Origin of the sequence: Klebsiella sp. LY, assembly GCF_004010915.1 — a bacterium.
Classification (GTDB): domain Bacteria; phylum Pseudomonadota; class Gammaproteobacteria; order Enterobacterales; family Enterobacteriaceae; genus Klebsiella; species Klebsiella quasipneumoniae.
Genome location: NZ_CP022444.1, coordinates 3,347,508 through 3,372,567, shown reverse-complemented (window position 1 = coordinate 3,372,567; position 25,060 = coordinate 3,347,508). Strand labels below are relative to the sequence as shown.

At 56.8% G+C, this 25,060-nt stretch carries 20 protein-coding genes and 1 pseudogene; 11 read left to right on the top strand and 10 right to left on the bottom strand.

The window, feature by feature from the left end; translation table 11 throughout:
• The first annotated feature begins 9 nt into the window (after window positions 1-9).
• Window positions 10-816, top strand: a complete 807-nt coding sequence (locus CE636_RS19390) for a DUF2950 family protein (RefSeq protein WP_017901170.1) — start codon at window positions 10-12, stop codon at window positions 814-816.
• Between the two features lie 43 nt (window positions 817-859).
• Here CE636_RS19390 and CE636_RS19385 read toward each other — a convergent pair whose 3' ends face one another.
• The 5 genes from CE636_RS19385 to pdhR all read right to left on the bottom strand — a co-directional run bounded on the left by CE636_RS19385 (window position 860) and on the right by pdhR (window position 8,433).
• Window positions 860-1,144 (bottom strand): hypothetical protein, encoded by a 285-nt coding sequence (locus CE636_RS19385; protein WP_004204367.1) that lies wholly within the window; start codon window positions 1,142-1,144, stop codon window positions 860-862.
• 164 nt (window positions 1,145-1,308) lie between these two features.
• Complete coding sequence (lpdA, locus tag CE636_RS19380) at window positions 1,309-2,733, bottom strand: dihydrolipoyl dehydrogenase (RefSeq protein WP_002888731.1); 1,425 nt, start codon at window positions 2,731-2,733, stop codon at window positions 1,309-1,311.
• A gap of 206 nt (window positions 2,734-2,939) precedes the next feature.
• Window positions 2,940-4,838 carry a pyruvate dehydrogenase complex dihydrolipoyllysine-residue acetyltransferase gene (gene aceF / locus CE636_RS19375; protein ID WP_017901171.1) on the bottom strand — a complete coding sequence of 633 codons (1,899 nt, stop codon included), beginning with the start codon at window positions 4,836-4,838 and terminating at the stop codon, window positions 2,940-2,942.
• A 14-nt stretch (window positions 4,839-4,852) separates the two neighbouring features.
• Window positions 4,853-7,516, bottom strand: coding sequence for a pyruvate dehydrogenase (acetyl-transferring), homodimeric type (gene aceE, locus CE636_RS19370; protein ID WP_004204365.1), 2,664 nt, complete (start codon window positions 7,514-7,516; stop codon window positions 4,853-4,855).
• 137 nt (window positions 7,517-7,653) lie between these two features.
• A complete protein-coding gene (gene pdhR, locus CE636_RS19365; RefSeq protein ID WP_002888699.1) occupies window positions 7,654-8,433 on the bottom strand; it encodes a pyruvate dehydrogenase complex transcriptional repressor PdhR in 780 nt (259 codons plus the stop codon).
• Window positions 8,434-9,077: 644 nt separating this feature from the next.
• On the opposite strand from pdhR, the gene aroP reads away from it, so the two are divergent.
• The 3 genes from aroP to CE636_RS19350 all read left to right on the top strand — a co-directional run bounded on the left by aroP (window position 9,078) and on the right by CE636_RS19350 (window position 12,990).
• The gene (gene aroP, locus CE636_RS19360) at window positions 9,078-10,448 is read left to right on the top strand and encodes an aromatic amino acid transporter AroP (protein ID WP_017901172.1); all 1,371 of its coding nucleotides are present in this window, start codon (window positions 9,078-9,080) and stop codon (window positions 10,446-10,448) included.
• 185 nt (window positions 10,449-10,633) lie between these two features.
• A complete protein-coding gene (locus CE636_RS19355; RefSeq protein WP_017901173.1) occupies window positions 10,634-12,040 on the top strand; it encodes a glycoside-pentoside-hexuronide (GPH):cation symporter in 1,407 nt (468 codons plus the stop codon).
• Window positions 12,040-12,990, top strand: coding sequence for a family 43 glycosylhydrolase (locus CE636_RS19350; protein ID WP_017901174.1), 951 nt, complete (start codon window positions 12,040-12,042; stop codon window positions 12,988-12,990). Before CE636_RS19355 ends, CE636_RS19350 begins: the two co-directional genes overlap by 1 nt.
• Window positions 12,991-13,213: 223 nt before the next feature.
• On the opposite strand, the gene ampE is transcribed toward CE636_RS19350, so the two are convergent.
• Together ampE and ampD are read right to left on the bottom strand one after the other, a co-directional pair.
• Window positions 13,214-14,068 (bottom strand): beta-lactamase regulator AmpE, encoded by an 855-nt coding sequence (gene ampE, locus CE636_RS19345; protein WP_004204361.1) that lies wholly within the window; start codon window positions 14,066-14,068, stop codon window positions 13,214-13,216.
• Window positions 14,065-14,628 (bottom strand): 1,6-anhydro-N-acetylmuramyl-L-alanine amidase AmpD, encoded by a 564-nt coding sequence (gene ampD / locus CE636_RS19340; RefSeq protein WP_017901175.1) that lies wholly within the window; start codon window positions 14,626-14,628, stop codon window positions 14,065-14,067. Before ampD ends, ampE begins: the two co-directional genes overlap by 4 nt.
• A 133-nt stretch (window positions 14,629-14,761) precedes the next feature.
• On the opposite strand from ampD, the gene nadC reads away from it, so the two are divergent.
• From nadC to hofC, 4 genes and pseudogenes are all read left to right on the top strand, one after another.
• Window positions 14,762-15,655, top strand: coding sequence for a carboxylating nicotinate-nucleotide diphosphorylase (gene nadC, locus CE636_RS19335; RefSeq protein ID WP_017901176.1), 894 nt, complete (start codon window positions 14,762-14,764; stop codon window positions 15,653-15,655).
• A 180-nt stretch (window positions 15,656-15,835) separates the two neighbouring features.
• Window positions 15,836-16,258, top strand: a pseudogene (ppdD, locus tag CE636_RS19330) (prepilin peptidase-dependent pilin); the annotation flags it as partial.
• Between the two features lie 19 nt (window positions 16,259-16,277).
• Window positions 16,278-17,663: a type II secretion system protein GspE gene (gene gspE / locus CE636_RS19325; RefSeq protein WP_017901178.1), complete on the top strand. Its 1,386-nt coding sequence runs from the start codon at window positions 16,278-16,280 to the stop codon at window positions 17,661-17,663.
• The gene (gene hofC / locus CE636_RS19320; RefSeq protein ID WP_017901179.1) at window positions 17,653-18,858 is read left to right on the top strand and encodes a protein transport protein HofC; all 1,206 of its coding nucleotides are present in this window, start codon (window positions 17,653-17,655) and stop codon (window positions 18,856-18,858) included. Before gspE ends, hofC begins: the two co-directional genes overlap by 11 nt.
• Window positions 18,859-18,894: 36 nt before the next feature.
• Here the strand turns inward: hofC and CE636_RS19315 are convergent, their stop codons facing one another.
• Window positions 18,895-19,938 carry a GMP reductase gene (locus tag CE636_RS19315; RefSeq protein WP_017901180.1) on the bottom strand — a complete coding sequence of 348 codons (1,044 nt, stop codon included), beginning with the start codon at window positions 19,936-19,938 and terminating at the stop codon, window positions 18,895-18,897.
• A gap of 343 nt (window positions 19,939-20,281) precedes the next feature.
• Here CE636_RS19315 and coaE point away from each other — a divergent pair, with 343 nt between their 5' ends.
• The 3 genes from coaE to yacG are packed head-to-tail and all read left to right on the top strand — an operon-like array spanning window position 20,282 to window position 21,849.
• Window positions 20,282-20,902 carry a dephospho-CoA kinase gene (gene coaE, locus CE636_RS19310; RefSeq protein ID WP_017901181.1) on the top strand — a complete coding sequence of 207 codons (621 nt, stop codon included), beginning with the start codon at window positions 20,282-20,284 and terminating at the stop codon, window positions 20,900-20,902.
• The gene (gene zapD / locus CE636_RS19305) at window positions 20,902-21,645 is read left to right on the top strand and encodes a cell division protein ZapD (protein WP_017901182.1); all 744 of its coding nucleotides are present in this window, start codon (window positions 20,902-20,904) and stop codon (window positions 21,643-21,645) included. Before coaE ends, zapD begins: the two co-directional genes overlap by 1 nt.
• Window positions 21,646-21,654: 9 nt before the next feature.
• Window positions 21,655-21,849, top strand: coding sequence for a DNA gyrase inhibitor YacG (gene yacG / locus CE636_RS19300; protein WP_004204348.1), 195 nt, complete (start codon window positions 21,655-21,657; stop codon window positions 21,847-21,849).
• 52 nt (window positions 21,850-21,901) lie between these two features.
• Here the strand turns inward: yacG and mutT are convergent, their stop codons facing one another.
• Window positions 21,902-22,294, bottom strand: a complete 393-nt coding sequence (mutT, locus tag CE636_RS19295) for an 8-oxo-dGTP diphosphatase MutT (protein WP_017901183.1) — start codon at window positions 22,292-22,294, stop codon at window positions 21,902-21,904.
• 57 nt (window positions 22,295-22,351) lie between these two features.
• Window positions 22,352-25,057: a preprotein translocase subunit SecA gene (gene secA, locus CE636_RS19290; protein ID WP_004204346.1), complete on the bottom strand. Its 2,706-nt coding sequence runs from the start codon at window positions 25,055-25,057 to the stop codon at window positions 22,352-22,354.
• Between the last annotated feature and the right edge of the window lie 3 nt (window positions 25,058-25,060).

Here is a 25,060-nt window from a genome sequence, read left to right as displayed (position 1 = left end):
ATGAGCAGAATGAGAAACCCATTACCAATTGCCCTGTTCACGTTAATGCTGTCGCCGCTTGCCGCCTTCGCCCAGCAGCAGTATGCCACCCCCGAGCAGGCCGCAAGCGCGCTGGCCGAGGCGATCGGCCAGCAAAATGACGCGGCGCTGAGTGAAGTGCTTGGCGATAACTGGCAGCATTTTTTACCCCCCGACGGGATCGACCCCACTGCCGTCGACCGCTTCCAGCGCGACTGGCAGGTGAAACATGTGATTGTGCAGCAGGGTGAAAAAGCCTGGCTCGACGTCGGTAGCGAAGCATGGCGGCTGCCAGTCCCCATCGTCAAAGCATCCCAGGGCTGGCGCTTTGATATGGCGGCTGGCGAAGAAGAGATCCTCACCCGCGCTATCGGCCGTAATGAACTGTCGGCGATAGCCGCCATGCATGCCTACGTTGACGCCCAGCAGGATTACTATCAACTGAACCACCGCTGGGCGCAGAAAATCATCAGTAGCGAAGGCAAAAAAGATGGTCTGTACTGGCCCACCTCGCCGGGCGAAGCGCCAAGTCCGCTTGGGCCAGCCTTTAGCCCGACGGTTCCCGGCAGCGGCTACCATGGCTACCGCTTCCGCATTATCACCGGTAGAGATGAGCAGAGCGTCGCCTTGCTGGCGTGGCCGGTGGCGTGGGGGGAAACCGGCGTGATGAGCTTTATGATCGATCAGCACGATACCGTTTATCAGGCCAATCTCGGTGAAGAGAGCGCGGCAAAGGCCCAGGCGATAACGCGCTTTGCCCCCGACGCTGACGCCGGCTGGCAGGTGGTCAACCCATAAAAAACGCCCGGTTACGTACACGCAACCGGGCGTTTTCATTCACTTAGCCCTGGTGGGGCATCAGCGACGGATCGCCGGCAAAGGCTGGTTTTGTACTGGACAATGCCGATTCGTCAGCGCTGATGCTGCCGGAATTCGCCGCCCATACTCCTTCACTGGTCTTGGTCACTTGCTGATGCTGAGCATTCAGATCCTGGCCCATCGCCGCAATATGGGTCGTTTCCGTACCACCGCTGTTATCCGCCCACGGAATCGTGGCGTCAGCCGCGCAGGCGACACCGGATAAGCACGCTGCTGCGACCAGCGCTGTGGTTAAAAAGCGTTTCATCACACACCTCATTGATATCGTTAACTACCTATAAGTTTACAGAGTGACTATTTACAAGGTATGTATGAGGTGTAGCGGTTTATGAATAGCGACATAGTTCTAAACATCAGGCATAAAAAAAGCGGCTCCGGGAGCCGCTTATGCTTTTTGCCTGAAAGAAAAAGTTACTTTTTCTTCGCTTTGGCGTTCGGCAGGTCGGTGATGCTGCCTTCGAATACTTCTGCCGCCAGGCCAACAGACTCGTGCAGAGTCGGGTGAGCGTGGATAGTCAGCGCGATGTCTTCAGCGTCACAGCCCATCTCGATAGCCAGGCCGATCTCACCCAGCAGCTCGCCGCCGTTGGTGCCGACAATCGCGCCGCCGATAACACGGTGGGTCTCTTTGTCGAAGATCAGTTTGGTCATGCCGTCTGCGCAGTCGGAAGCGATAGCACGGCCGGAAGCAGCCCACGGGAAGGTGGCGGTTTCGTAGCTGATGCCTTTCTCTTTCGCTTCTTTCTCGGTCAGACCCACCCATGCCACTTCTGGCTCGGTGTAGGCGATCGATGGGATCACTTTCGGATCGAAGTAGTGCTTCAGGCCGGAGATAACTTCTGCGGCAACGTGACCTTCGTGGACGCCTTTGTGCGCCAGCATCGGCTGACCGACGATATCGCCGATAGCAAAGATGTGCGGCACGTTGGTGCGCATTTGTTTGTCAACGCGGATGAAGCCACGATCGTCAACTTCCACGCCCGCTTTGCCTGCGTCGAGGTTTTTACCGTTCGGTACGCGGCCGATAGCCACCAGCACGGCGTCGTAACGCTGTGCTTCCGCCGGCGCTTTTTTGCCTTCCATGGAAACATAAATACCGTCTTCTTTTGCTTCAACGGCTGTCACTTTGGTTTCCAGCATCAGGTTGAATTTCTTGCTGATGCGTTTGGTGAAGACTTTCACCACATCTTTATCGGCAGCCGGGATGACCTGGTCGAACATTTCAACCACGTCGATCTCTGAACCCAGCGCATGGTATACGGTACCCATTTCCAGACCGATGATACCGCCGCCCATGACCAGCATGCGTTTCGGCACAGATTTCAGCTCCAGGGCGTCGGTGGAGTCCCATACGCGCGGATCTTCATGCGGAATAAATGGCAGTTGAATCGGACGGGAGCCCGCCGCGATGATAGCGTTGTCGAAGTTGATCACGGTTTTGCCGTTTTCGCCTTCCACTTCCAGGGTGTTAGCGCCGGTGAATTTACCCAGACCGTTAACCACCTTCACTTTACGCCCTTTGGCCATGCCAGCCAGACCACCGGTCAGCTGAGTGATGACTTTTTCTTTCCAGGTGCGGATCTTGTCAATGTCAGTTTTCGGTTCGCCGAAAACGATGCCGTGTTCGGCCAGCGCTTTCGCTTCTTCGATAACTTTTGCCACGTGCAGCAGCGCTTTAGAAGGGATACAACCCACGTTCAGGCACACCCCACCGAGGGTGCTGTAACGTTCTACGATGACGGTTTCCAGACCTAAATCAGCGCAACGGAAGGCTGCAGAGTAGCCTGCAGGACCTGCCCCAAGTACCACGACCTGAGTTTTGATTTCAGTACTCATCATGACCTCTGTAATTTATATCCGGCGGGTCTGACGCTATTATTTTTACGCCCAAGTCCACCGGGACGTTCTATCCGCGTGTATTTTACAAAATTGTTAACAATTTTTAAACAACAAACGGCAAACGATTTTGTCCTTTGTTGCTGATAATCCCAAACAGCCTGAGGTTATCAGAAAAAAGCCGGCCGTCAGGCCGGCTTTTTCAATTACATCACCAGGCGGCGAATGTCGCTCAGGGTGTTGTTGATGATGGTAATGAAGCGGGCACCATCAGCACCGTCGATGACGCGGTGGTCGAAGGACAGAGAAATCGGCAGCATCAGACGCGGCACGAACTCTTTACCATTCCATACCGGCTCCATCGCGGACTTAGACACGCCGAGGATGGCCACTTCCGGTGCATTAACAATCGGCGCGAAGTGGGTGGTACCCAGGCCGCCGATGCTGGAGATGGTGAAGCAACCGCCCTGCATTTCGCCCGCCGTCAGTTTGCCATCGCGCGCTTTCTTCGAGATGGTGGTCAGTTCACGAGACAGCTCGGTGATGCTCTTCTTGTTCACGTCTTTAAAGACCGGAACCACCAGACCGTTCGGGGTATCCACCGCCACACCGATGTTGATGTATTTCTTCAGCGTCAGACGCTGACCATCTTCGGAGAGCGAGCTGTTGAAGCGCGGCATCTGCTCAAGCGCAGCGGCCACGGCTTTCATGATGAAGACAACCGGGGTGAATTTCACATCCAGTTTACGCTTCTCAGCTTCGGCGTTCTGCTGCTTACGGAACGCTTCCAGATCGGTGATATCGGTTTTATCGAAGTGCGTAACGTGCGGGATCATGACCCAGTTACGGCTCAGGTTGGCACCAGAGATTTTCTGGATACGGCCCAGCTCCACTTCTTCGATTTCACCGAACTTGCTGAAGTCAACCTTCGGCCATGGCAGCATGCCCGGGATACCGCCGCCAGCGGCAGCAGCAGGCGCCGCTTCAGCACGCTTAACAGCGTCTTTCACGTAAGCCTGAACGTCTTCGCGCAGGATACGACCTTTACGGCCGGTGCCTTTCACTTTCGCCAGGTTAACGCCGAACTCGCGCGCCAGACGGCGAATCAGCGGAGTGGCGTGGACGTAAGCGTCGTTTTCAGCGAATTCGGTTTTACCTTCCGCTTTCGCAGCCGGTGCCGCGGCAGGCTTAGCGGCCTGAGCCGGAGCTGCAGCCGGTGCCGGCGCAGCCGCCTGAGCCGGTGCGGCGGCAGGCGCAGCGCCTTCCACTTCGAAGACCATGATCAGGGAGCCGGTTTTGACTTTATCGCCGGTGCTGATTTTGATCTCTTTGACGGTGCCCGCGAACGGCGCCGGCACTTCCATAGACGCTTTGTCGCCTTCGACGGTGATCAGGGACTGCTCAGCAGCCACTTTATCGCCGACTTTTACCATCACTTCGGTCACTTCAACTTCGTCGCCGCCGATGTCCGGTACGTTAACGTCTTTCGCACCGCCAGCCGCAGCTGGAGCAGCCGCCGCCGGAGCAGCAGCCTGAGCAGGTGCGGCAGCAGGCGCAGCGCCCGCCACTTCGAAGATCATGATCAGGGAGCCGGTTTTGACTTTATCGCCGGTGTTGATCTTGATCTCTTTCACGGTACCCGCGAACGGCGCCGGCACTTCCATCGAGGCTTTATCGCCTTCGACGGTGATCAGAGACTGCTCAGCCGCAACGGTATCGCCCACTTTCACCAGAATTTCAGTGACTTCAACTTCGTCACCGCCGATGTCCGGCACGTTCACTTCTTTCTCTGCCGCGGCAGCTGCTGGAGCAGCGGCGGCCGGAGCGGCTTCTTTCTTCTCTTCCTGCGCAGGTGCAGCGGCTGCTGCACCCTCGGCGGAATCGAAAATCATAATCAGTTTGCCAGTCTCGGTTTTATCGCCGACGGAGACTTTAATCTCTTTCACGACGCCAGCCTGCGGAGACGGGACTTCCATAGAGGCTTTATCGCCTTCTACGGTGATCAGCGACTGTTCAGCTTCAACTTTGTCGCCCACTTTGACCAGAATCTCGGTGATTTCAACTTCATCAGCCCCGATGTCCGGTACTTTGATTTCGATAGCCATTATTCTTTTACCTCTTACGCCAGACGCGGGTTAACTTTTTCTGCATCGATGTTGAATTTGGTAATTGCGTCCGCAACCACTTTCTTATCGATTTCACCACGTTTAGCCAGTTCGCCCAGCGCTGCAACGACCACATAGGAAGCATCGACTTCGAAGTGGTGACGCAGGTTTTCACGGCTGTCGGAACGACCGAAGCCATCGGTACCCAGTACGCGGTAATCGTCAGCCGGTACGTAGGTACGAACCTGCTCGGCGAACAGTTTCATATAGTCAGTGGATGCCACTGCCGGAGCGTCGTTCATCACCTGAGCGATGTACGGCACGCGCGGTGTTTCCAGCGGGTGCAGCATGTTCCAGCGTTCGCAATCCTGGCCATCACGCGCCAGTTCGGTGAAGGAGGTGACGCTGTACACGTCAGAGCCCACGCCGTAGTCTTTCGCCAGGATCTGCGCTGCTTCACGGACGTGACGCAGGATAGAACCGGAGCCCAGCAGCTGAACTTTACCTTTGCTACCTTCGATGGTTTCGAGTTTGTAGATACCTTTGCGGATACCTTCCTCGGCGCCTTCCGGCATGGCCGGCATGTGGTAGTTTTCGTTCAGGGTAGTGATGTAGTAGTAAACGTTCTCTTGTTTCTCACCGTACATACGCTCCAGGCCGTCATGCATGATGACCGCCACTTCGTAGGCGTAGGAGGGATCGTAAGAGATACAGTTCGGGATAGTCAGAGACTGAATATGGCTGTGGCCATCTTCGTGCTGCAGACCTTCGCCGTTCAGCGTCGTACGACCGGAAGTACCACCAATCAGGAAGCCGCGAGCCTGCTGGTCGCCAGCCTGCCAGCACAGGTCACCGATACGCTGGAACCCGAACATCGAGTAGTAGATGTAGAACGGGATCATCGGCAGGTTGTTGGTGCTGTAAGAGGTCGCCGCAGCCAGCCAGGATGCGCCTGCGCCCAGCTCGTTGATCCCTTCCTGCAGGATCTGACCTTTCTCGTCTTCTTTGTAGTATGCAACCTGCTCACGGTCCTGCGGGGTGTACTGCTGGCCGTTCGGGCTGTAGATACCGATCTGACGGAACAGACCTTCCATACCGAAAGTACGCGCTTCGTCGGCGATGATCGGCACGAGGCGGTCTTTGATGGATTTGTTCTTCAGCATCACGTTCAGGGCACGAACGAACGCGATAGTGGTAGAGATCTCTTTATTCTGCTCTTCCAGCAGCGGGCGGAAATCTTCCAGCGTCGGCAGCTCCAGCTTCTCAGTGAAGTTCGGCTGACGGCTCGGCAGATAGCCGTGCAGTTTCTGACGCTGAGCGTGCAGATAGGTGTGCTCTTCGGAACCTTCCGGGAAGGTGACGTACGGCAGTTTTTCCAGATCGGCATCGGCAACCGGCACGTTGAAACGATCGCGGACGTAGCGAACGCCGTCCATGTTCATTTTCTTAACCTGGTGAGCGATGTTCTTACCTTCAGCAGTGTCACCCATGCCGTAACCTTTGATGGTATGGGCGAGGATAACGGTCGCTTTGCCTTTGGTTTCCTGCGCTTTTTTCAGAGCAGCATAAACTTTCTTCGGATCGTGGCCACCGCGGTTCAGGGCCCAAATCTGCTCGTCAGTCCAGTCGGCAACCAGCGCAGCGGTCTCCGGATATTTACCGAAGAAGTGCTCGCGCACATAAGCGCCGTCTTTGGATTTAAAGGTCTGGTAATCGCCGTCAACGGTTTCTTCCATCAGCTGAATCAGCTTACCGCTGGTGTCTTTACGCAGCAGCTCATCCCAACGACCGCCCCAGATAACCTTGATAACGTTCCAGCCAGCGCCCGCGAAGATGCCTTCCAGTTCGTTAATGATTTTGCCGTTACCGGTGACCGGACCGTCAAGACGCTGCAGGTTACAGTTGATAACGAACACCAGGTTGTCGAGCTTCTCACGGGTCGCGATGGTGATCGCGCCTTTAGATTCCGGCTCGTCCATCTCACCGTCGCCCAGGAACGCGTAAACGGTTTGTTTGGAGGTGTCTTTCAGACCACGGTGTTCCAGATATTTCAGGAATTTAGCCTGATAAATCGCCCCGATTGGGCCCAGGCCCATAGAAACGGTCGGGAACTGCCAGAATTCCGGCATCAGTTTCGGGTGCGGATAAGAGGACAGACCTTTACCGTGAACTTCCTGACGGAAGTTGTTCATCTGCTCTTCAGTCAGACGACCTTCCAGGAACGCACGCGCATAAACGCCCGGAGAGATGTGACCCTGGAAGTACACCAGGTCGCCGCCATCCTGCTCATTGCGTGCGCGGAAGAAGTGGTTGAAGCACACTTCGTAGAAGGTTGCGGAAGACTGGAAAGAAGCCATGTGGCCGCCCAGTTCGAGATCTTTTTTCGATGCGCGCAGAACGGTCATGATGGCGTTCCAGCGGATCGCAGAACGGATACGACGTTCCAGATCCAGATTACCCGGATATTCCGGCTCATCTTCAACGGCAATAGTGTTGACGTAACCGCCGGTCGATGCGCCAGCAGCCACTTTCACCCCGCCTTTGCGGGCTTCAGAAAGGAGTTGGTCAATAAGATACTGAGCGCGCTCAACACCTTCTTCACGGATGACCGATTCGATCGCCTGTAGCCAGTCGCGAGTTTCGATCGGATCCACGTCATTTGGTAAACGTTCTGACATGGGGGGTATTCCTTATCTATCTAATCGTTGATTAATCTGGAACCTGTCCCATTGAACTCTTCGTTCTTCACCGTTGAACAACCAAAAATTCAATAAGACAGGTTCTGCGTTTAGTTGCCGCGCTCTAAAAATGGCGCTTAAGAACCGGAGTTCTCGTCCTTTCGTTGCTGTAAACGACGCAGCGAACGTTCTCTACGACTCTGCTCACGGCTACGGTCCAGCAAAATTTCCTCAATGAACGCCAGGTGACGGTGCGACGCCTCACGCGCCTGCTCCGGCTCCCCGGCCATTATCGCCTCGAAAATGCGAGTGCGATGGTTGCTGACCAACGGGAGCATTTCCCGGCGGGCATACAGCAATTCAAAGTTCTGACGCACGTTTTGCGCCAGCATCGGCTCCATACACCTTAGCAGATGGAGCAAAACCACATTGTGTGCCGCCTCGGTGACGGCGATTTGGTACTGGACGACGGCGCCGGACTCAGCGTCCAGATCGCCCGACTGCTGAGCCCGCTCAATAGCCTGATGCAGCTCGCGGATACGGTCGCGATCTTCATCATTGCTGCGCAGCGCCGCGTAATAAGCCGCAATGCCTTCCAGCGCGTGACGGGTCTCAAGCAGATCGAATTGGGATTCAGGGTGATCGGACAGCAGCTCGACCAGCGGATCGCTGAAGCTCTGCCACAGGCGGCTCTGAACAAACGTTCCACCTCCCTGACGACGAAGCAACAGGCCCTTGGCTTCGAGGCGTTGAATCGCCTCACGCAGCGAGGGGCGGGAAACGTCGAACTGTTTAGCCAGTTCGCGTTCAGGCGGGAGTTTTTCACCGGGGCGCAAGGTCCCCTCAAGGATCAGAAACTCCAGCTGCTGCTCTATCACATCGGATAATTTTGGTTGGCGGATTTTGCTGTAGGCCATATTCCCTGTCTCTGCCATTAGCCCGGAGTCAATTGGTCTTACCAATTTAAAGTTCGTAGCGCTAAAGTAACAAAGTATTCACCTTCTGTCCATACAGGTTTTGATTGAAATCAGTAAACGACGGACATTTTAACAACCTTACAGAAATAACATTTCAGAAATGTAACCTTGCACAAATGTTACGTTTACTCATAAAGAGGTAGCATTAACTTAATGGAAACGAAAAATTACGCTATCTGAACCGATTCAACGACCCAATAAATGAATATAAAGACAATACAATTGAATAAATAATCACAAAGAAGCAATGCATCGGAATAATACAGAATGTGTCTATTGATGTCTTTTTAGACACATGGTCATCATCCCTTCATAAAGCAGGTGCATTCAAACGCGCTTACCACTATTCTCCCTGAGACGAAAGGCCTTTTTCTGAATTACCGCACCGCCTTCCGTAAACAAAACAATACAGAAACGGAAGTCGCTACATACACAAACACAACAATATGTGCGCGCCATCACTCAGGTAAAAAGTGGGCCACTTCGCCCAAATTTTCGCTGGCTATGCTTTCTGGCAGGGACAGCAGTGAAGCAGCAACCTGACGGATGACGTACACAAAAAATAATCACACACGAGGTTTCATATGGAAGGTCAACAGCACGGCGATCGGCTGAAGCGCGGCCTGAAAAACCGCCACATCCAGCTCATCGCGCTGGGCGGGGCTATCGGCACCGGCCTGTTTCTGGGGAGCGCGTCCGTCATTCAGTCCGCCGGCCCGGGTATCATTCTTGGTTACGCGATTGCCGGTTTTATCGCCTTTCTGATCATGCGTCAGCTGGGCGAAATGGTGGTGGAAGAGCCGGTAGCCGGTTCGTTTAGCCACTTTGCTTATAAATACTGGGGCGGCTTTGCCGGCTTCGCCTCCGGCTGGAACTACTGGGTGCTGTATGTCCTGGTGGCCATGGCGGAACTCACTGCCGTCGGCAAATATATCCAGTTCTGGTGGCCGGAAATCCCAACCTGGGCCTCAGCGGCGGTCTTCTTCATCGCCATCAACGCCATTAACCTGACCAACGTGAAAGTGTTCGGGGAAATGGAGTTCTGGTTTGCCATTATCAAAGTGGTCGCCGTTGTGGCGATGATTTTGTTCGGCGGCTGGCTGCTGTTCAGCGGTAACGGCGGCCCGCAGGCGACAGTACGTAACCTCTGGGATCAAGGCGGGTTCCTGCCGCACGGCTTTACCGGGCTGGTAATGATGATGGCGATCATCATGTTCTCCTTCGGCGGTCTGGAGCTGGTGGGTATCACCGCGGCGGAAGCGGATAACCCGGAGCAAAGCATCCCGAAAGCCACTAACCAGGTTATCTACCGTATCCTGATCTTCTATGTTGGCTCGCTGGCGGTCCTGCTCTCGCTGCTGCCGTGGACGCGTGTGACTGCGGACACCAGTCCGTTCGTCCTGATTTTCCATGAGCTTGGCGATACGCTGGTGGCAAACGCCCTCAACGTAGTGGTGCTGACGGCGGCCCTGTCGGTGTATAACAGCTGCGTCTACTGCAACAGCCGTATGCTGTTCGGTCTTGCCCAGCAGGGGAACGCACCGAAAGCGCTGCTCAGCGTCGACAAACGCGGCGTGCCGGTGAATACCATTCTCGTCTCCGCCGTGGTCACCGCCCTGTGTGTGCTGATCAACTACCTGGCGCCGGAATCCGCATTTGGCCTGCTGATGGCGCTGGTAGTCTCCGCCCTGGTGATCAACTGGGCGATGATCAGCCTCGCGCATATCAAATTCCGTCGCGCCAAACAGCAGCAGGGCGTCACCACTCGCTTCCCCGCCCTCTTCTACCCGCTGGGTAACTGGGTGTGCCTGCTGTTTATGGCCGCGGTGCTGGTAATTATGCTGATGACCCCGGGGATGGCGATTTCCGTTTGGCTGATCCCGGTATGGATCGCCGTGCTGGGCGTGGGCTATCTGTTTAAACAGAAAGCCGCCGCCACCATAAAAGCACAATAATACATCTCATCAATAATTCTCTTTGCTCTGCGCCCCCTCCCTGAATGACGGGCGCAGAGCATTGTTATCTGCTTCACACTTTCCCCTCCATAGCTTTTTTATCCATATCGTCAACGCGTTCCTGCAACGTAATTCTCTCGATAGCAGCCAATAATTCTCTCCATACTGCAACGGAGAGACCGCACATGGCAGACAATAGACTTTCAATAAAAGAAAAGATTGGTTATGGGATGGGGGATGCCGGATGCAATATCATCTTTGGCGCCATCATGCTGTTTGTTAACTATTTTTATACCGATATTTTCGGTCTGGCGCCGGCGCTGGTGGGCGTACTGCTGCTGTCGGTGCGCGTCATCGATGCGGTGACCGACCCGATCATGGGCGCCCTCGCCGACCGCACCCGCAGTAAATATGGCCGCTTTCGTCCATGGCTGCTGTGGATTGCTTTCCCCTACGCCCTGTTCAGCGTCCTGATGTTCACCACTCCTGAGTGGACCTATAACAGCAAAGTCATCTATGCGTTTGTCACCTACTTTCTGCTGTCGATTACCTATACCGCGATTAACATCCCCTACTGCTCGCTGGGAACGGTGATGACTGCCGATCCGAAAGAGCGCGTTGCCTGCCAGTCTTATCGTTTCGTGATGGTGGGTATCGCCACGCTGTTGCTGTCATTAACGCTGCTGCCAATGGCCGACTGGTTCGGCGGCGCCGATAAAGCGAAGGGCTATCAGATGGCGATGACCGTGCTGGCCTTCATCGGCATGTGTATGTTCCTGTTCTGCTTCGCTACCGTACGCGAACGCATCCACCCGGCGGTACAGACCAATGATGAACTGAAAAAAGATCTCAAAGATGTGTGGAAAAATGACCAGTGGGTACGCATCCTGTTGCTCACGCTGTGCAACGTCTGTCCGGGCTTTATCCGCATGGCCGCCACCATGTACTACGTCACCTGGGTAATGGGGCAAAGCACCCATTTTGCCACTCTGTTTATCAGCCTCGGCGTGGTCGGGATGATGATTGGCAGCATGCTGGCAAAAGTCCTCACCGACCGCTGGTGCAAACTGCAGGTCTTCTTCTGGACCAATATCGTGCTGGCGATCTTCTCCTGCGCCTTCTATTTCTTTAATCCGCACGCCACCACGCTGATTATGGTGCTCTACTTCCTGCTCAACATCCTGCATCAAATTCCCTCCCCGCTGCACTGGTCGCTGATGTCCGATGTTGACGACTACGGCGAGTGGAAAACCGGCAAGCGCATCACCGGCATTAGCTTCTCCGGCAATCTGTTCTTCCTCAAAGTCGGCCTGGCGGTCGCCGGGGCGATGGTCGGATTCCTGTTGTCATGGTACGGCTACGACGCTGGCGCCAAAGCGCAAAGCGCCTCCGCCCTCAACGGCATCGTGCTGTTGTTCTCGGTTATCCCCGGCGTCGGCTACCTGATCACCGCCGGCGTGGTGCGCCTGCTGAAAGTTGACCGCACCCTGATGCGCCAGATCCAGAGCGATTTAGAGAAGCGCCGCAGCAACTACAGCGAGCTGAATGAATACCAGGAACTGAAAACCAGTGAACACGTAAGGAAAGCCTGATGAATAACTGGCCCAACCCCTTTATTGAACAGCGCGCAGATCCCTTTATTCTGCGCCACCTTAATCACTACTACTTTATTGCCTCGGTGCCGGAATACGACCGGCTGGAGATCCGGCGCGCGGCGACCCTTGAAGGATTACGCGATGCGGAGCCGGTAGTGGTCTGGCGCGCACCGCAAAGCGGGCCGATGAGCCAGCTGATTTGGGCGCCGGAGCTACATGAGATAGACGGTAAGTGGTATATCTATTTTGCCGCCACCCATACCCACGATCTGGATGCGCTGGGCATGTTCCAGCATCGTATGTTCGTGATCGAGTGCGCCGACCACGATCCGCTGACCGGCCGCTGGCAGGAAAAAGGCCAGGTGGTCACGCCTTTCGATACCTTCGCCCTCGATGCCACCACCTTTATCCATCAGGGCAAACGCTGGTACCTGTGGGCGCAAAAATCGCCGCATATCGAGGGCAACTCAAACCTGTATCTCGCTGAAATGGCCAACCCGTGGACGCTAAAAGGCAAGCCGGTCATGCTGAGCAAGCCGGAGTTCGACTGGGAGTGTCGGGGATTTAAGGTCAATGAAGGACCCGCGGTGCTGGTGCATGGCGATAAGCTGTTCATCAGCTATTCCGCCAGCGCCACCGACGAAAACTACTGCATGGGGTTGCTCTGGATTGACCGGCAGGCCGATCCGCTGCAGCCGGCAAACTGGCATAAAGCCCCGCAGCCGGTGTTCCGGACCAGCTATGAAAACCGCCAGTATGGCCCGGGCCATAATAGTTTTACCCAAACGCCGGCGGGGGAAGATGTGCTGGTCTACCACGCGCGGAATTACACCGAGATTGAAGGCGACCCGCTGTATGACCCCAATCGTCATACCCGGCTAAAACTCGTCAGCTGGAGAGAGGACGGCATGCCCGACTTCGGCATCCCGCCGGCGGATACGCTGTAGCGGTTCGGTATGCGGCCCGCTGGCGCGGGTTCTCCAGGCCGGGTCAGGCGAAACCGCCGCCCGGCAACATGCCAGGTACGGCGTCTGATATAGAACCCGGCGCCGCTGTTGCTTGCCGGGCCTGCGCAGTGTGGGTCTCCAGGCCGGATAAGCGCAACGCCATCCGGCAAATAACGCCCCAGATGTGAGAGTATCGTGGCAGGTAGAGTACGAGCGCAGGCCGTTACACCAGGGTGCCGTAAATCGTCAGCAGCGCCATGATCACCACCACCACCAGCGAGGTTTTCTTGGCCATCGACACCGCGGCCTTCGGGGTCGCCACTTTATCCACGTGCGGTTCACGAGCCAGGGAATACTGCGCCAGGCGGGTCAATACCTGATACTGCGACGAATGGCGGTCGCCTAACGATGCAAACCACGCCGGGAGCGCTTTCTCTCCATGCCCCACCAGAGCATAGACAACCCCCACCAGACGCACCGGCAGCCAGTCCACAATATGCAGGATACCATCGATTCCGGACTGCAAACGATGATGCGGCGTCTGGTAACGCGCCAGCCACGTCTGCCAGGCACGCAGGACGCTATAGGCGATAAGCGTCAGCGGCCCCCACGCCCCACCGACCACAAACCAGAAGAGTGGCGCCAGGTAGTAACGATAGTTAATCCATAGCAGCGCATTTTGCAGTTCGCTAAGGTACTCGCGCTCATCACAGCCCGGGGGGACGCCGTGTATCAACGTCAGCTCGCTGGCCATCGCATCGCAGGCGCGGCTGTCATTGCGCGACGCCGCTTTCAGATAGGCATGATAGTGCAGCCGAACCTTACCGGCGCCGATGCACAGCAGGCCTAGCAAAATCCAGAACACCAGCAGCGGTACGTTGAACAGCTGCCCCTGCAGCAAGCGCTGAATAATGTAGACCACCGCGACGGCGACCAGGGTCATCAGCAGCGTTCCCGGCAACGAGAAATGTTTTATCCGGCGGAACGCCACCTCCAGCCGATGATCAAGCTGCCAGTGTTCGCCCAGTTTAAACAGGCGTTCAGCGATAAGCACCAGCAGCGTAGTAAACAGCGTCATGAGGTCTCCTTTTCGGACGGCGCGCTGAGCAGCGCACGAAATTTTTTCCAGTCAAAGGCCGGTCCCGGGTCCGTCTTGCGAACGGGCGCGATATCGCTATGGCCCGTGATGTTTGCGGCGATGGCAGGATAAATCGTGATAAGCAGATCCGTCACCGCCGCCAGCTGCTGGTACTGCGCATCGGTATACGCCAGGGTATCCGTGCCTTCCAGCTCAATACCGATGGAAAAGTCATTGCAGCGTTCACGCCCCTGATAGCTGGAGACACCCGCATGCCATGCACGCTTATCGAAAGGCACATACTGCACGATTTCACCATCACGGCGAATCAGACAATGCGCCGAAACGCGCAGATGAGCGATCTCGGCAAAGAAAGGATGCGCGTGAGGATCCAGGGTGCCGGTGAACAGCGCGTCAATCCATGGACCACCAAATTCACCTGGCGGCAGGCTGATATTATGCACCACCAATAAGGAAGGGGCCTCTTCATCCGGACGGCAGTCATGGTGCGGCGAGGGAACCCGCCGCGCGCCGACCAGCCATCCCTCGTTCAACTGCATGCGGGATCTCCTTTCGCGAACTCATGCTTCCGGGCCACACGCCGGCCCAAAGGATGAAGTGTGTATGGTACTGAAACGTCGTTCAGGTTAGCATGTTTCCCACTTCTGAATCTTATCTATCTGGAGCTTTATCATGTCGCCTCGTCGTTACAACCCCGACCGCCGCCGTGACGTGCTGCTGGAACGTATTAATCTCGATATTACCGATGCTGTCGCACATTCCCTGCGGGAAGATTTGGGCGGCGAAGTCGACGCCAGCAACGATATTAGCGCACAATTATTGCCGCAGGATGCACGCTCCCATGCGGTGGTCATTACCCGCGAAGATGGCGTCTTCTGTGGTAAACGCTGGGTGGAAGAGGTCTTCATTCAGCTCGCCGGTGACGACGTGAATATCACCTGGCACGTCGCCGATGGCGATGCGGTCAAAGCCGATCAACCCCTGTTCGAGCTGGAAGGCCCATCGCGCATTCTGCTCACTGGCGAACGTACGGCGCTGAACTTTGTACAAACCCTCTCCGGCGTCGCCAGCGTTGTCCGCCGCTATGTCGACCTGCTGGCGGGCACCAAAACCCAACTCCTGGATACGCGCAAAACGCTGCCAGGGCTGCGTACCGCTTTGAAATACGCGGTTCTCTGCGGCGGCGGCGCCAACCACCGCCTGGGGCTGTTCGACGCTTTCCTGATTAAAGAAAACCACATCATCGCCTCCGGCTCGATCCGTCAGGCGGTGGAAAAGGCGTTCTGGCTGCATCCTGATGTGCCGGTGGAAGTGGAAGTGGAAACGCTGGATGAGCTGGAGCAGGCGTTAAAAGCCGGGGCCGATATCATTATGCTCGATAACTTCACCACCGACCTGATGCGCGAGGCGGTGAAAATCACCGCTGGCCAGGCGGCGCTCGAGGTCTCCGGCAACGTCACCTTTGACACCATCCGCGAATTTGCCGACACCGGGGTCGACTATATCTCCGTCGGGGCCCTGACCAAACATGTGCAGGCGCTCGACCTGTCGATGCGTTTTCGCTGAAGATTGGGCCTTCACGTTTCCGGCGTGAAGGCCTGAATTTGCGACCCGACTCGCAGCCGCTCTTGCTCACCATGCAATCCCGCTAAAAACCCTGGAACCCGGTTTCCCGGATCGTTTTCGTCTCCTCGCCTGTCCCCCTGAATCCCGTCACAGTGCTTCTGTCACAACAAGGAGCGACTTATGGATAAACAACGAGGTTTTACCCTGATTGAACTGATGGTGGTCATCGGCATCATCGCCATTCTCAGCGCCATCGGCATCCCGGCCTACCAGAACTACCTGCGTAAAGCCGCCCTCACCGATCTGCTGCAGACCTTTGTCCCCTACCGGACGGCAATTGAACTTTGCGCGCTCGATCATGGCGGCCTGACGACATGCGACGGCGGCAGCAATGGCATCCCCTCGCCAACCACCACGCGCTACCTCTCCGCCATGAGCGTGGCAAAAGGGGTCGTTACCCTCACCGGCCAGGAAAGTCTCAACGGACTGGGCGTCACCCTAACCCCGACCTGGGATAACGCCGAGGGCGTCACCGGCTGGCAGCGGGTATGCACTATCACCGACAACAGCGCGCTTCAGCAGGCCTGCGAAGACGTCTTCCGCGTGAAGAGAGGGCGACAACATGAAAACAGAACAGCTGATCCCTCTCTGTCGTCGCCATCACGCCCTGCTGCTGCACAGCGATGAGCAGACGATATCCATTGCGGTGGTCGATACCCCGCCGACGGAGCTAATGGAGGCGCTACGTTTCGCGACGCAAAAACGGATCGATATTGAATGCTGGAGCCAGGAGCAGATGGATAAGCGCCTGCAAGTCCAGGAAAAGCAGGCGCTGCTGGCGCAAAATGCAGGCCCGGAAAACATCGCCGAACGGGTCAATCAGATCCTCGAGCAGGCCCTGCGTCAGCGGGCCTCCGATATTCATATCGAACCCACGGAAACGCACTTACGGATCCGCCTGCGTGTCGATGGCGTGCTACACGCCCTGCCGCTGCTGGCGCCCGAGCTGGCCGCGCCGGTTATCGCACGACTCAAAGTGATGGCCAGTCTCGATATCGCCGAGCATCGTTTGCCGCAGGATGGTCAGTTCGCGCTGAACCTCGCCGGACGGCAGCTCTCCTTTCGCATCGCCACTCTGCCCTGCCGCTATGGCGAGAAAATTGTCCTGCGCCTTCTGCATCAGGTTGACCAGGCGCTGGATCTGGAGGCGCTCGGCCTCTCATCCTCTCAGCTGGCGGCCTTCCGCCAGGCGCTGAATCAGCCGCAGGGGCTGCTGCTGGTCACTGGCCCAACCGGAAGCGGGAAAACGGTAACCCTCTACAGCGCCCTGCAGGCGCGAAACCGGGAGCAAGTGAACATCTGTAGCGTCGAGGATCCTCTGGAGATCCCCATCGCCGGGATGAACCAGACGCAAATCAACCCGCGCGCCGGGCTGACCTTTCATAGCGTACTGCGCGCCCTGTTACGTCAGGACCCGGATATTGTGATGGTGGGTGAAATCCGCGATGCCGAAACCGCTGAAATCGCGCTGAAAGCCGCCCAAACGGGTCATCTGGTGCTCTCTACTCTGCACACCAATTCCACCAGCGAAACCCTTACCCGCCTGCAGCAAATGGGCATCGCCCGCTGGATGATCTCCTCTGCGCTCTCGCTGGTTATCGCCCAGCGTCTGGTCCGCAAGCTGTGCCCCCACTGCCGGCGCAATGCCGGCAGTGCCGCCGACCTGCCGCACAGTCTGTGGCCCCGCTCGCTGCCGCGCTGGCAGGCCGCGGGCTGCGAACACTGTTATCACGGGTATCACGGCAGGCTGGCGCTGTTCGAGGTCTTGCCTGTCACTCCGGGGCTACGTCAGGGGATAGTCCAGGGGCTCAACGCCATTGAGATCGAATCTCTGGCGCGAGCCGCGGGCATGATGACGCTCTTCGAAAGCGGATGTCAGGCTATCGAACAGGGCTTGACCAGCCTCGAAGAGGTGGTGCGGGTGCTGGGGATCCCCCATGGCGACTAAGCGTCTCTGGCGCTGGCGAGGCGTCGATGCGCAAGGCGCTCCTTGTCAGGGGATGCTATGGCAAGCCAGTCGTCCGGAGGTGCTGCATCACCTCCAGCAGCAGCGCATCCTGCCGCTGGCTATACGCCGCTGTACGGTGAAGCAAAGCCTGTGGCACCCGCGCTACAGCAGCGAAACAATCCGCCAGTTGGCAACCCTGCTGCAGGCCGGGCTACCGTTGGCGGAAGGGTTATCGCTTCTGGCGCAGCAGCAACCGCATGGGCAGTGGCAGGCGCTGCTTGAGGCGCTGGGCCGCGAACTGGCCCAGGGCGTGACTTTCTCTGCCGCACTGGCGCAGTGGCCGCAGGCTTTTCCGCCACTGTATCTGGCGATGATTAGCACTGGCGAACTGACGGGCAAGCTCGATATTTGCTGCCAGCAGCTGGCCAACCAGCAGCAGGAGCAGCAGCGGCTCGCCGGCAAGGTCAAGAAGGCGCTGCGCTACCCGCTGATCGTGCTCACACTGGCGCTGCTGGTGGTGCTGGGGATGCTTTATTTTGTCCTTCCTGAATTCACTGCCATCTACCAGACGTTCAATACGCCGCTGCCGTTATTAACGCGAATGGTTATTGCGGCAGGGGACATGCTGAGCCGCGGCTGGCCGTTACTGCTGGCCTTTCTGATGAGCCCGCTGCTGCTCAACCAGCTGGTCCGGCAGCGCGCCGACTGGCTGCTGCGTCGCCAGCAGCTGCTTAACGCACTCCCTCTCATCGGCCCCCTGATCGGCGGCCAACAGCTGAGCCTGATATTCACCGTTCTGGCGTTAACCCAAAGCGCCGGTATCAGCTTTCTGCAGGGGCTGCAAAGCGTTGAAGAGACCCTGTCGTGCCCGCTGTGGCGCCAGCGCCTGGCGCAGGCCCGCGCGCTGATCGTTCAGGGGGATCCGATCTGGCAGGCGTTAAGCCGCTGCGGCGGTTTTACACCGCTGTGTCTGCAGCTCATCCGCACGGGGGAAAGCGCGGGGGCACTGGATCAGATGCTGGAAAACCTGGCGCATCATCATCGTGAGCAGACCCATCAGCGAGCCGACAGTCTGGCTGCGCATCTGGAACCCCTGATGCTGGTGATAACCGGCTCGCTGGTCGGGATCCTGGTGGTGGCGATGTATTTGCCCGTTTTTCATCTGGGCGATGCCATTGGCGGGGCGGGAGGATAAGCAACGCTGGCACCGCGCAGGCGCCAGCGCAGCCAGTTACAGGCTATTGAATACCCGGTTCTCTTGTTCCTGAACGCGGATAAAGGTGGTGCGTTTGGTCAGCTCTTTCAGTCGCGAGGCGCCAACGTAAGTGCAGGCAGAGCGCAGGCCGCCGAGAATGTCGCGCGCGGTATTGTCCACCGGGCCACGCAGCGGCAGCTTAACGGTTTTCCCTTCCGCCGCGCGGTATTTCGCGACACCGCCCACATGGCGGGTCATCGCCGATTCGGAGCTCATACCGTAAAACAGCATGAATTTTTCACCGTTCTCTTCAACCACAGTCCCGCCGCTCTCTTCGTGGCCCGCCAGCATACCGCCGAGCATCACGAAATCAGCGCCGCCGCCGAAGGCTTTCGCCACATCGCCCGGCATGGTGCATCCGCCGTCGCTGATGATCTGGCCGCCAAGGCCATGTGCGGCATCAGCACACTCGATCACGGCGGAGAGCTGCGGGTAGCCGACCCCGGTTTTGACGCGGGTGGTGCAGACGGAGCCCGGGCCAATGCCAACTTTGACGATATCGGCGCCGGAGAGGATCAGCTCTTCACACATTTCACCGGTGACCACGTTCCCGGCGATAATGGTTTTTTGCGGCCAGGCTTCGCGCGCCTTCGCCACAAACTGGACGAAGTGTTCAGAGTAGCCATTGGCGACGTCAATGCACACAAAGTTCAACTGTGGGTTCTGAGAGATGATCTGTTGCGTTTTATCAAAATCCGCATCGGAAGTACCGGTGGAAACCATCACATGCTTGAGAACGTCTGCGGATACGCTCTGGACAAACGCCTGCCATTCTTCCGCGGTGTAGTGCTTGTGTACTGCCGTCAGAATGCCAAAAGTGGCCAGCGCTTTCGCCATGCTGAAGGTGCCGACGGTGTCCATGTTAGCCGCAATAATCGGCACACCGGACCAGGTCAGGCCTGAATGTTTAAAGGTGAATTCACGTTCCAGCTCAACATCAGAACGGCTTTTGAGGGTAGAGCGTTTCGGGCGGATAAGAACGTCTTTGAAACCAAGCTTCAGATCTTCTTCAATACGCATGTGCGAATTCCTGGGGTTAATGGCATTAATGTGAGAGCACAACTCCAGTGACGTTATCATACGCACGAATCAGGCCCGCGCAAGACTGCGATTTTCACTTTTTTTACGCTACAATCGTATAAATTTACCTGGTGAATGGAGAAAAAAGCGCTTATATCTCCACCCGCCAGCGCATTATTTTTAACCATTTGATTTGCTTGATTAAAAGAAACAGAATAGCGGACGGCGCTCCCGGCTGGCACGGGGCCATCACGACAAGATCGCTGTCGCCTCTCCGGCATACTGCCCGTCCTCGCTGTCTGAATACCAAAAATACGAGCAATCCGTTTCAGGGTCAGAAGATATGGGGTACACAGTCGCGTTAACAGGCGGGATTGGCAGCGGTAAAAGTACGGTCGCCGACGCCTTCGCGCAGCTCGGGATTAAGGTTATCGATGCCGATGTTATCGCCCGCCAGGTGGTCGAACCCGGCACCCCGGCGCTCCAGGCCATTGCCGGCCACTTCGGGCCACAGATGATTGCCCCCGACGGCACGCTAAACCGCCGTCTGCTGCGGGAAAAAATTTTTGCTCAGGTGGAGGAAAAAGCCTGGCTCAACGCGCTGTTGCATCCGCTGATTCAGCAGGAAACGCGCCGCCAGATGCAGGCCGCCACCTCCCCTTATCTCCTCTGGGTCGTACCTTTGCTGGTCGAAAACCGCCTGTCCAGCCAGGCCGATCGCGTACTGGTCGTCGATGTGCCAAAAGAGACGCAAATCGAACGCACCATGCTGCGCGATAAGGTCAGCCGCGAACATGCTGAACATATTCTTGCCGCCCAGGCCACGCGCGAGCAGCGCCTGGCCGTCGCGGACGATGTTATTGAAAACACTGGCACGCCGGATGCAGTGGCATCGGATGTTGCCCGCCTGCACGAAAAGTACTTAACGCTGGCATTGCAGGCCGCCTCACAGGAAAACTCGTAATGCATACCCCCGTTCTGTTTGAACATCCTCTTAATGAGAAAATGCGCACCTGGCTGCGCATCGAATTTCTGATCCAGCAGATGGCTTTCCATCCGATGATTGCCAGCCATGCCGATGCGCTCCATTTTTTCCGTAACGCCGGCGATCTGCTGGATGTCCTGGAGCGCGGCGAGGTGCGTACCGATCTGGTCAAAGAGCTGGAGCGCCAGCAGCGTAAGCTCCAGTCCTGGGCAGAAGTGCCGGGAGTCGATCAGGAGCGCATTAACGCGCTGCGCCAGCAGCTCAAGCAGTCTTCCAGCACCCTGATGGCCGCGCCGCGCATTGGTCAGTTTCTGCGTGAAGATCGCCTGATTGCGCTAGTGCGCCAGCGCCTGAGTATCCCTGGCGGCTGCTGCAGCTTCGATTTACCGACCCTGCATATCTGGCTCCATATGCCGCAGGCGCATCGTGACGAGCAGGTGGCCAGCTGGCTTGCCAGCCTCGATCCATTGGTCCAGTCCCTGAGCCTGATCCTCGATCTGATTCGTAACTCCGGACAGTTTCGCAAACAGACCAGCCTCAATGGCTTTTATCAGGATAATGGCGAAGATGCCGATCTGCTGCGCCTGCGTCTCGATCTGGCCCACCAGCTTTATCCGCAGATCTCTGGCCATAAGAGCCGTTTCGCCATCCGCTTCCTGCCGCTGGACAGTGAGTATGGGATCGTGCCGGAGCGCTTTGATTTTGAACTGGCCTGCTGTTAAGGAGATAACATGTCAGAAGAGACTATCGTCAATTGTCCGACCTGCGGCAAAAACGTGGTATGGGGCGAACAAAGCCCCTATCGTCCATTTTGCAGCAAACGCTGCCAGCTGATCGATTTGGGAGAATGGGCAGCAGAGGAGAAGCGCATCCCCAGCGCGGGCGATCTCTCCGACAGCGATGACTGGAGCGAACAGCAGCCCTGATTTGACGGCACGCTAACCCAACGCCAGTTGGGTTAGCCTCCCAACCTGGGGTTCAGCCCTGGGCGATAAGTTTGCGGATAACCGGTTCATTCGCCGGGGGAAACGCTTCCGGATCCAGCGCCTGCCGCGTCATCCACTGTCCCGGCTGCCCCTCTTTACCCCAGGGCTCGCCTTCCCAACTTTCCACGAGGAAAAACCACAGCGTAATGTGGCGATCGGGGAACTGATACTCCAGCTTATCAAATAGTGAAAAGGTAGTGGCCGTAATTCCCACCTCTTCCTGCAGCTCGCGGATCAACGCCTGCTCCGGCGTTTCATCAGATTCAATCTTCCCGCCCGGGAACTCCAGCTTATTCGCCATATGGGCATCCGCGGCGCGCTGGGTAATAAAGATGTCGCCTTCTGGATTGCGAATTATCCCTACGGCGATTTGCAGTTTTTTCATTGAATCAGCTCCATAAAAAAGGCGCAGAACTCTGCGCCTTTGTTTTTTTATCAGCCCTTAGCTCAGACGGCCATGGCACTGTTTGTATTTTTTACCGGAACCGCACGGGCAAGGATCGTTACGCCCCACTTTACGTTCGCCGGTTTGTGCCGCCAGATCCTGTGCAGCGGCTTCATCATCGCTCTGATGGCTGAGCTGCTGCATCTGCGCCAGGCGCTCGGCCTCTTCACGACGTTGCTGCTCCATCGCCTCGACTTCTTCCGGCATCCGCACCTGCACTTTGCTCAGGGTGCTGATCACTTCATACTTCAGTGACTCCAGCATCGCGGCAAACATAGAGAACGATTCGCGCTTGTACTCCTGCTTCGGATCTTTCTGCGCATAGCCGCGCAGGTGGATACCCTGGCGCAGGTAGTCCATCGCCGCCAGATGTTCTTTCCACAGTGAATCCAGAGTCTGGAGCATCACGCCTTTCTCGAAGTGGCGCATCATTTCAGCGCCGACCACTTCCTCTTTACGCTGGTAGGTCTCTACCGCGCTCTGCAGAATACGTTCGCGCAGGGTCTCTTCATGCAGCTCCGGCTCTTTATCCAGCCACTCTTTGATTGGCAGGTCGAGGTCGAAGTCGTTTTTCAGACGCTCCTGCAGGCCTTCGATATCCCACATCTCCTCCAGCGACTGCGGCGGAATATGGGCATCGATAGTCGCCTTAAACACGTCTTCGCGGATGCTGTTGATGGTTTCGCTGACGTCAGACACGTCCAGCAGTTCGTTACGCTGGGTGTAAATCGCCCGGCGCTGGTCGTTGGCCACATCATCATATTCCAGCAACTGCTTACGAATATCGAAGTTACGGCTCTCAACTTTACGCTGCGCGTTGGCGATAGCCTTGGTGACCCACGGGTGCTCAATGGCTTCGCCGGGTTTCATCCCCAGTTTACGCATCATGCCGGAAACGCGATCGGAGGCGAAGATACGCATCAGGGCGTCTTCCATCGACAGGTAGAAGCGGGAAGAACCGGCATCCCCCTGACGACCGGCACGGCCGCGCAGCTGGTTATCGATACGGCGTGATTCATGACGCTCGGTACCGATAATGTGCAGGCCGCCTGCGGCCAGTACCGCATCGTGGCGCACCTGCCAGTCGGCTTTGATTTTTTCAATCTGCTCAGGCGTTGGATTTTCCAGCGCCGCGACTTCCGCCTGCCAGCTACCGCCGAGCATAATATCGGTACCACGGCCCGCCATGTTGGTAGCGATGGTCACCGCGGAAGGATAGCCTGCCTGAGCGACGATATCCGCTTCGCTGGCATGGAACTTGGCGTTCAGAACGTTGTGCTTAATGCCGGCTTTGGTCAGCTCACGGGAAACCACTTCCGATTTTTCGATCGAGATTGTCCCCACCAACACCGGCTGACCGGCTGCGGTACGGGTTTTGATATCTTCGATAATCGCCTGAATTTTTTCCGCTTCGGTCATATAGACCAGATCCGCCATGTCTTTACGGATCATCGGACGGTTGGTCGGCACGACCACGGTATCCAGCTTATAGATAGAGCTGAATTCAAAGGCTTCAGTATCGGCGGTACCGGTCATCCCCGCCAGTTTCTCATACAGACGGAAATAGTTCTGGAAGGTGATAGAGGCCAGAGTCTGGTTCTCGTTCTGGATCTCCACGCCCTCTTTGGCCTCAACGGCCTGGTGCAGACCATCGGACCAGCGCCGGCCCTGCATTGTACGACCAGTGTGCTCATCGACGATGATAACTTCGCCATCTTTAACAATGTAGTCAACGTCGCGGGTGAACAGCGCATGGGCGCGCAGCGCGGCGGTGACGTGGTGCATCAGCATAATATTGGTCGGGGAGTACAGGGACTCACCTTCATCCATAATGCCTTCCTGTACCAGCAGCTCTTCAATCAGCACCAGACCACGTTCGGTCAGGTTAACCTGACGCGCTTTTTCATCCACCGAGAAGTGGCCTTCGCCGGTGAAGGTGTCCGAATCTTCTTTTTCCTGACGGATCAGGTGCGGAATGATCTTGTTGACCTTACGGTACATTTCAGAGCTGTCTTCCGCCGGGCCGGAAATGATCAGGGGCGTACGCGCCTCATCGATCAGGATGGAGTCCACCTCATCCACCAGCGCATAGTGCAGTTTACGCTGAACGCGCTCTTCCGGGCTGAAGGCCATGTTGTCGCGCAGGTAGTCGAAGCCGTATTCGTTGTTGGTGCCATAGGTGATATCGGCAGCGTAGGCTTCACGCTTCGCCGGCGCCGGCAGGCCGGACATGTTGATGCCAACCGTCATGCCCAGGAATTCAAACAGCGGGCGGTTATTTTCGGCGTCACGCTGCGCCAGATAGTCGTTGACGGTCACCACGTGAACGCCTTTGCCGGTCAGCGCATTGAGGTAGGCCGGCAGGGTCGCGGTCAGGGTTTTACCTTCACCGGTACGCATCTCGGCGATGCAGCGATCGTTAAGCACCATACCGCCCAGCAGCTGGACGTCGAAGTGGCGCATGCCGAACACACGCTTACTGGCTTCGCGAACGACGGCGAACGCTTCAGGGATCAGGTTTTCCAGCACTTCGCCTTTTTCCAGGCGCGCGCGGAATTCAGCGGTTTTCGCTTTCAGCTCGTCATCAGAGAGTTTTTCCATCGCCGGTTCCATACCGTTGATGATATTGACGACTTTGCGCATACGACGCAGCGTACGGTCGTTACGGCTGCCGAAAACCTTAGTTAACATTTTAATAAGCATAAT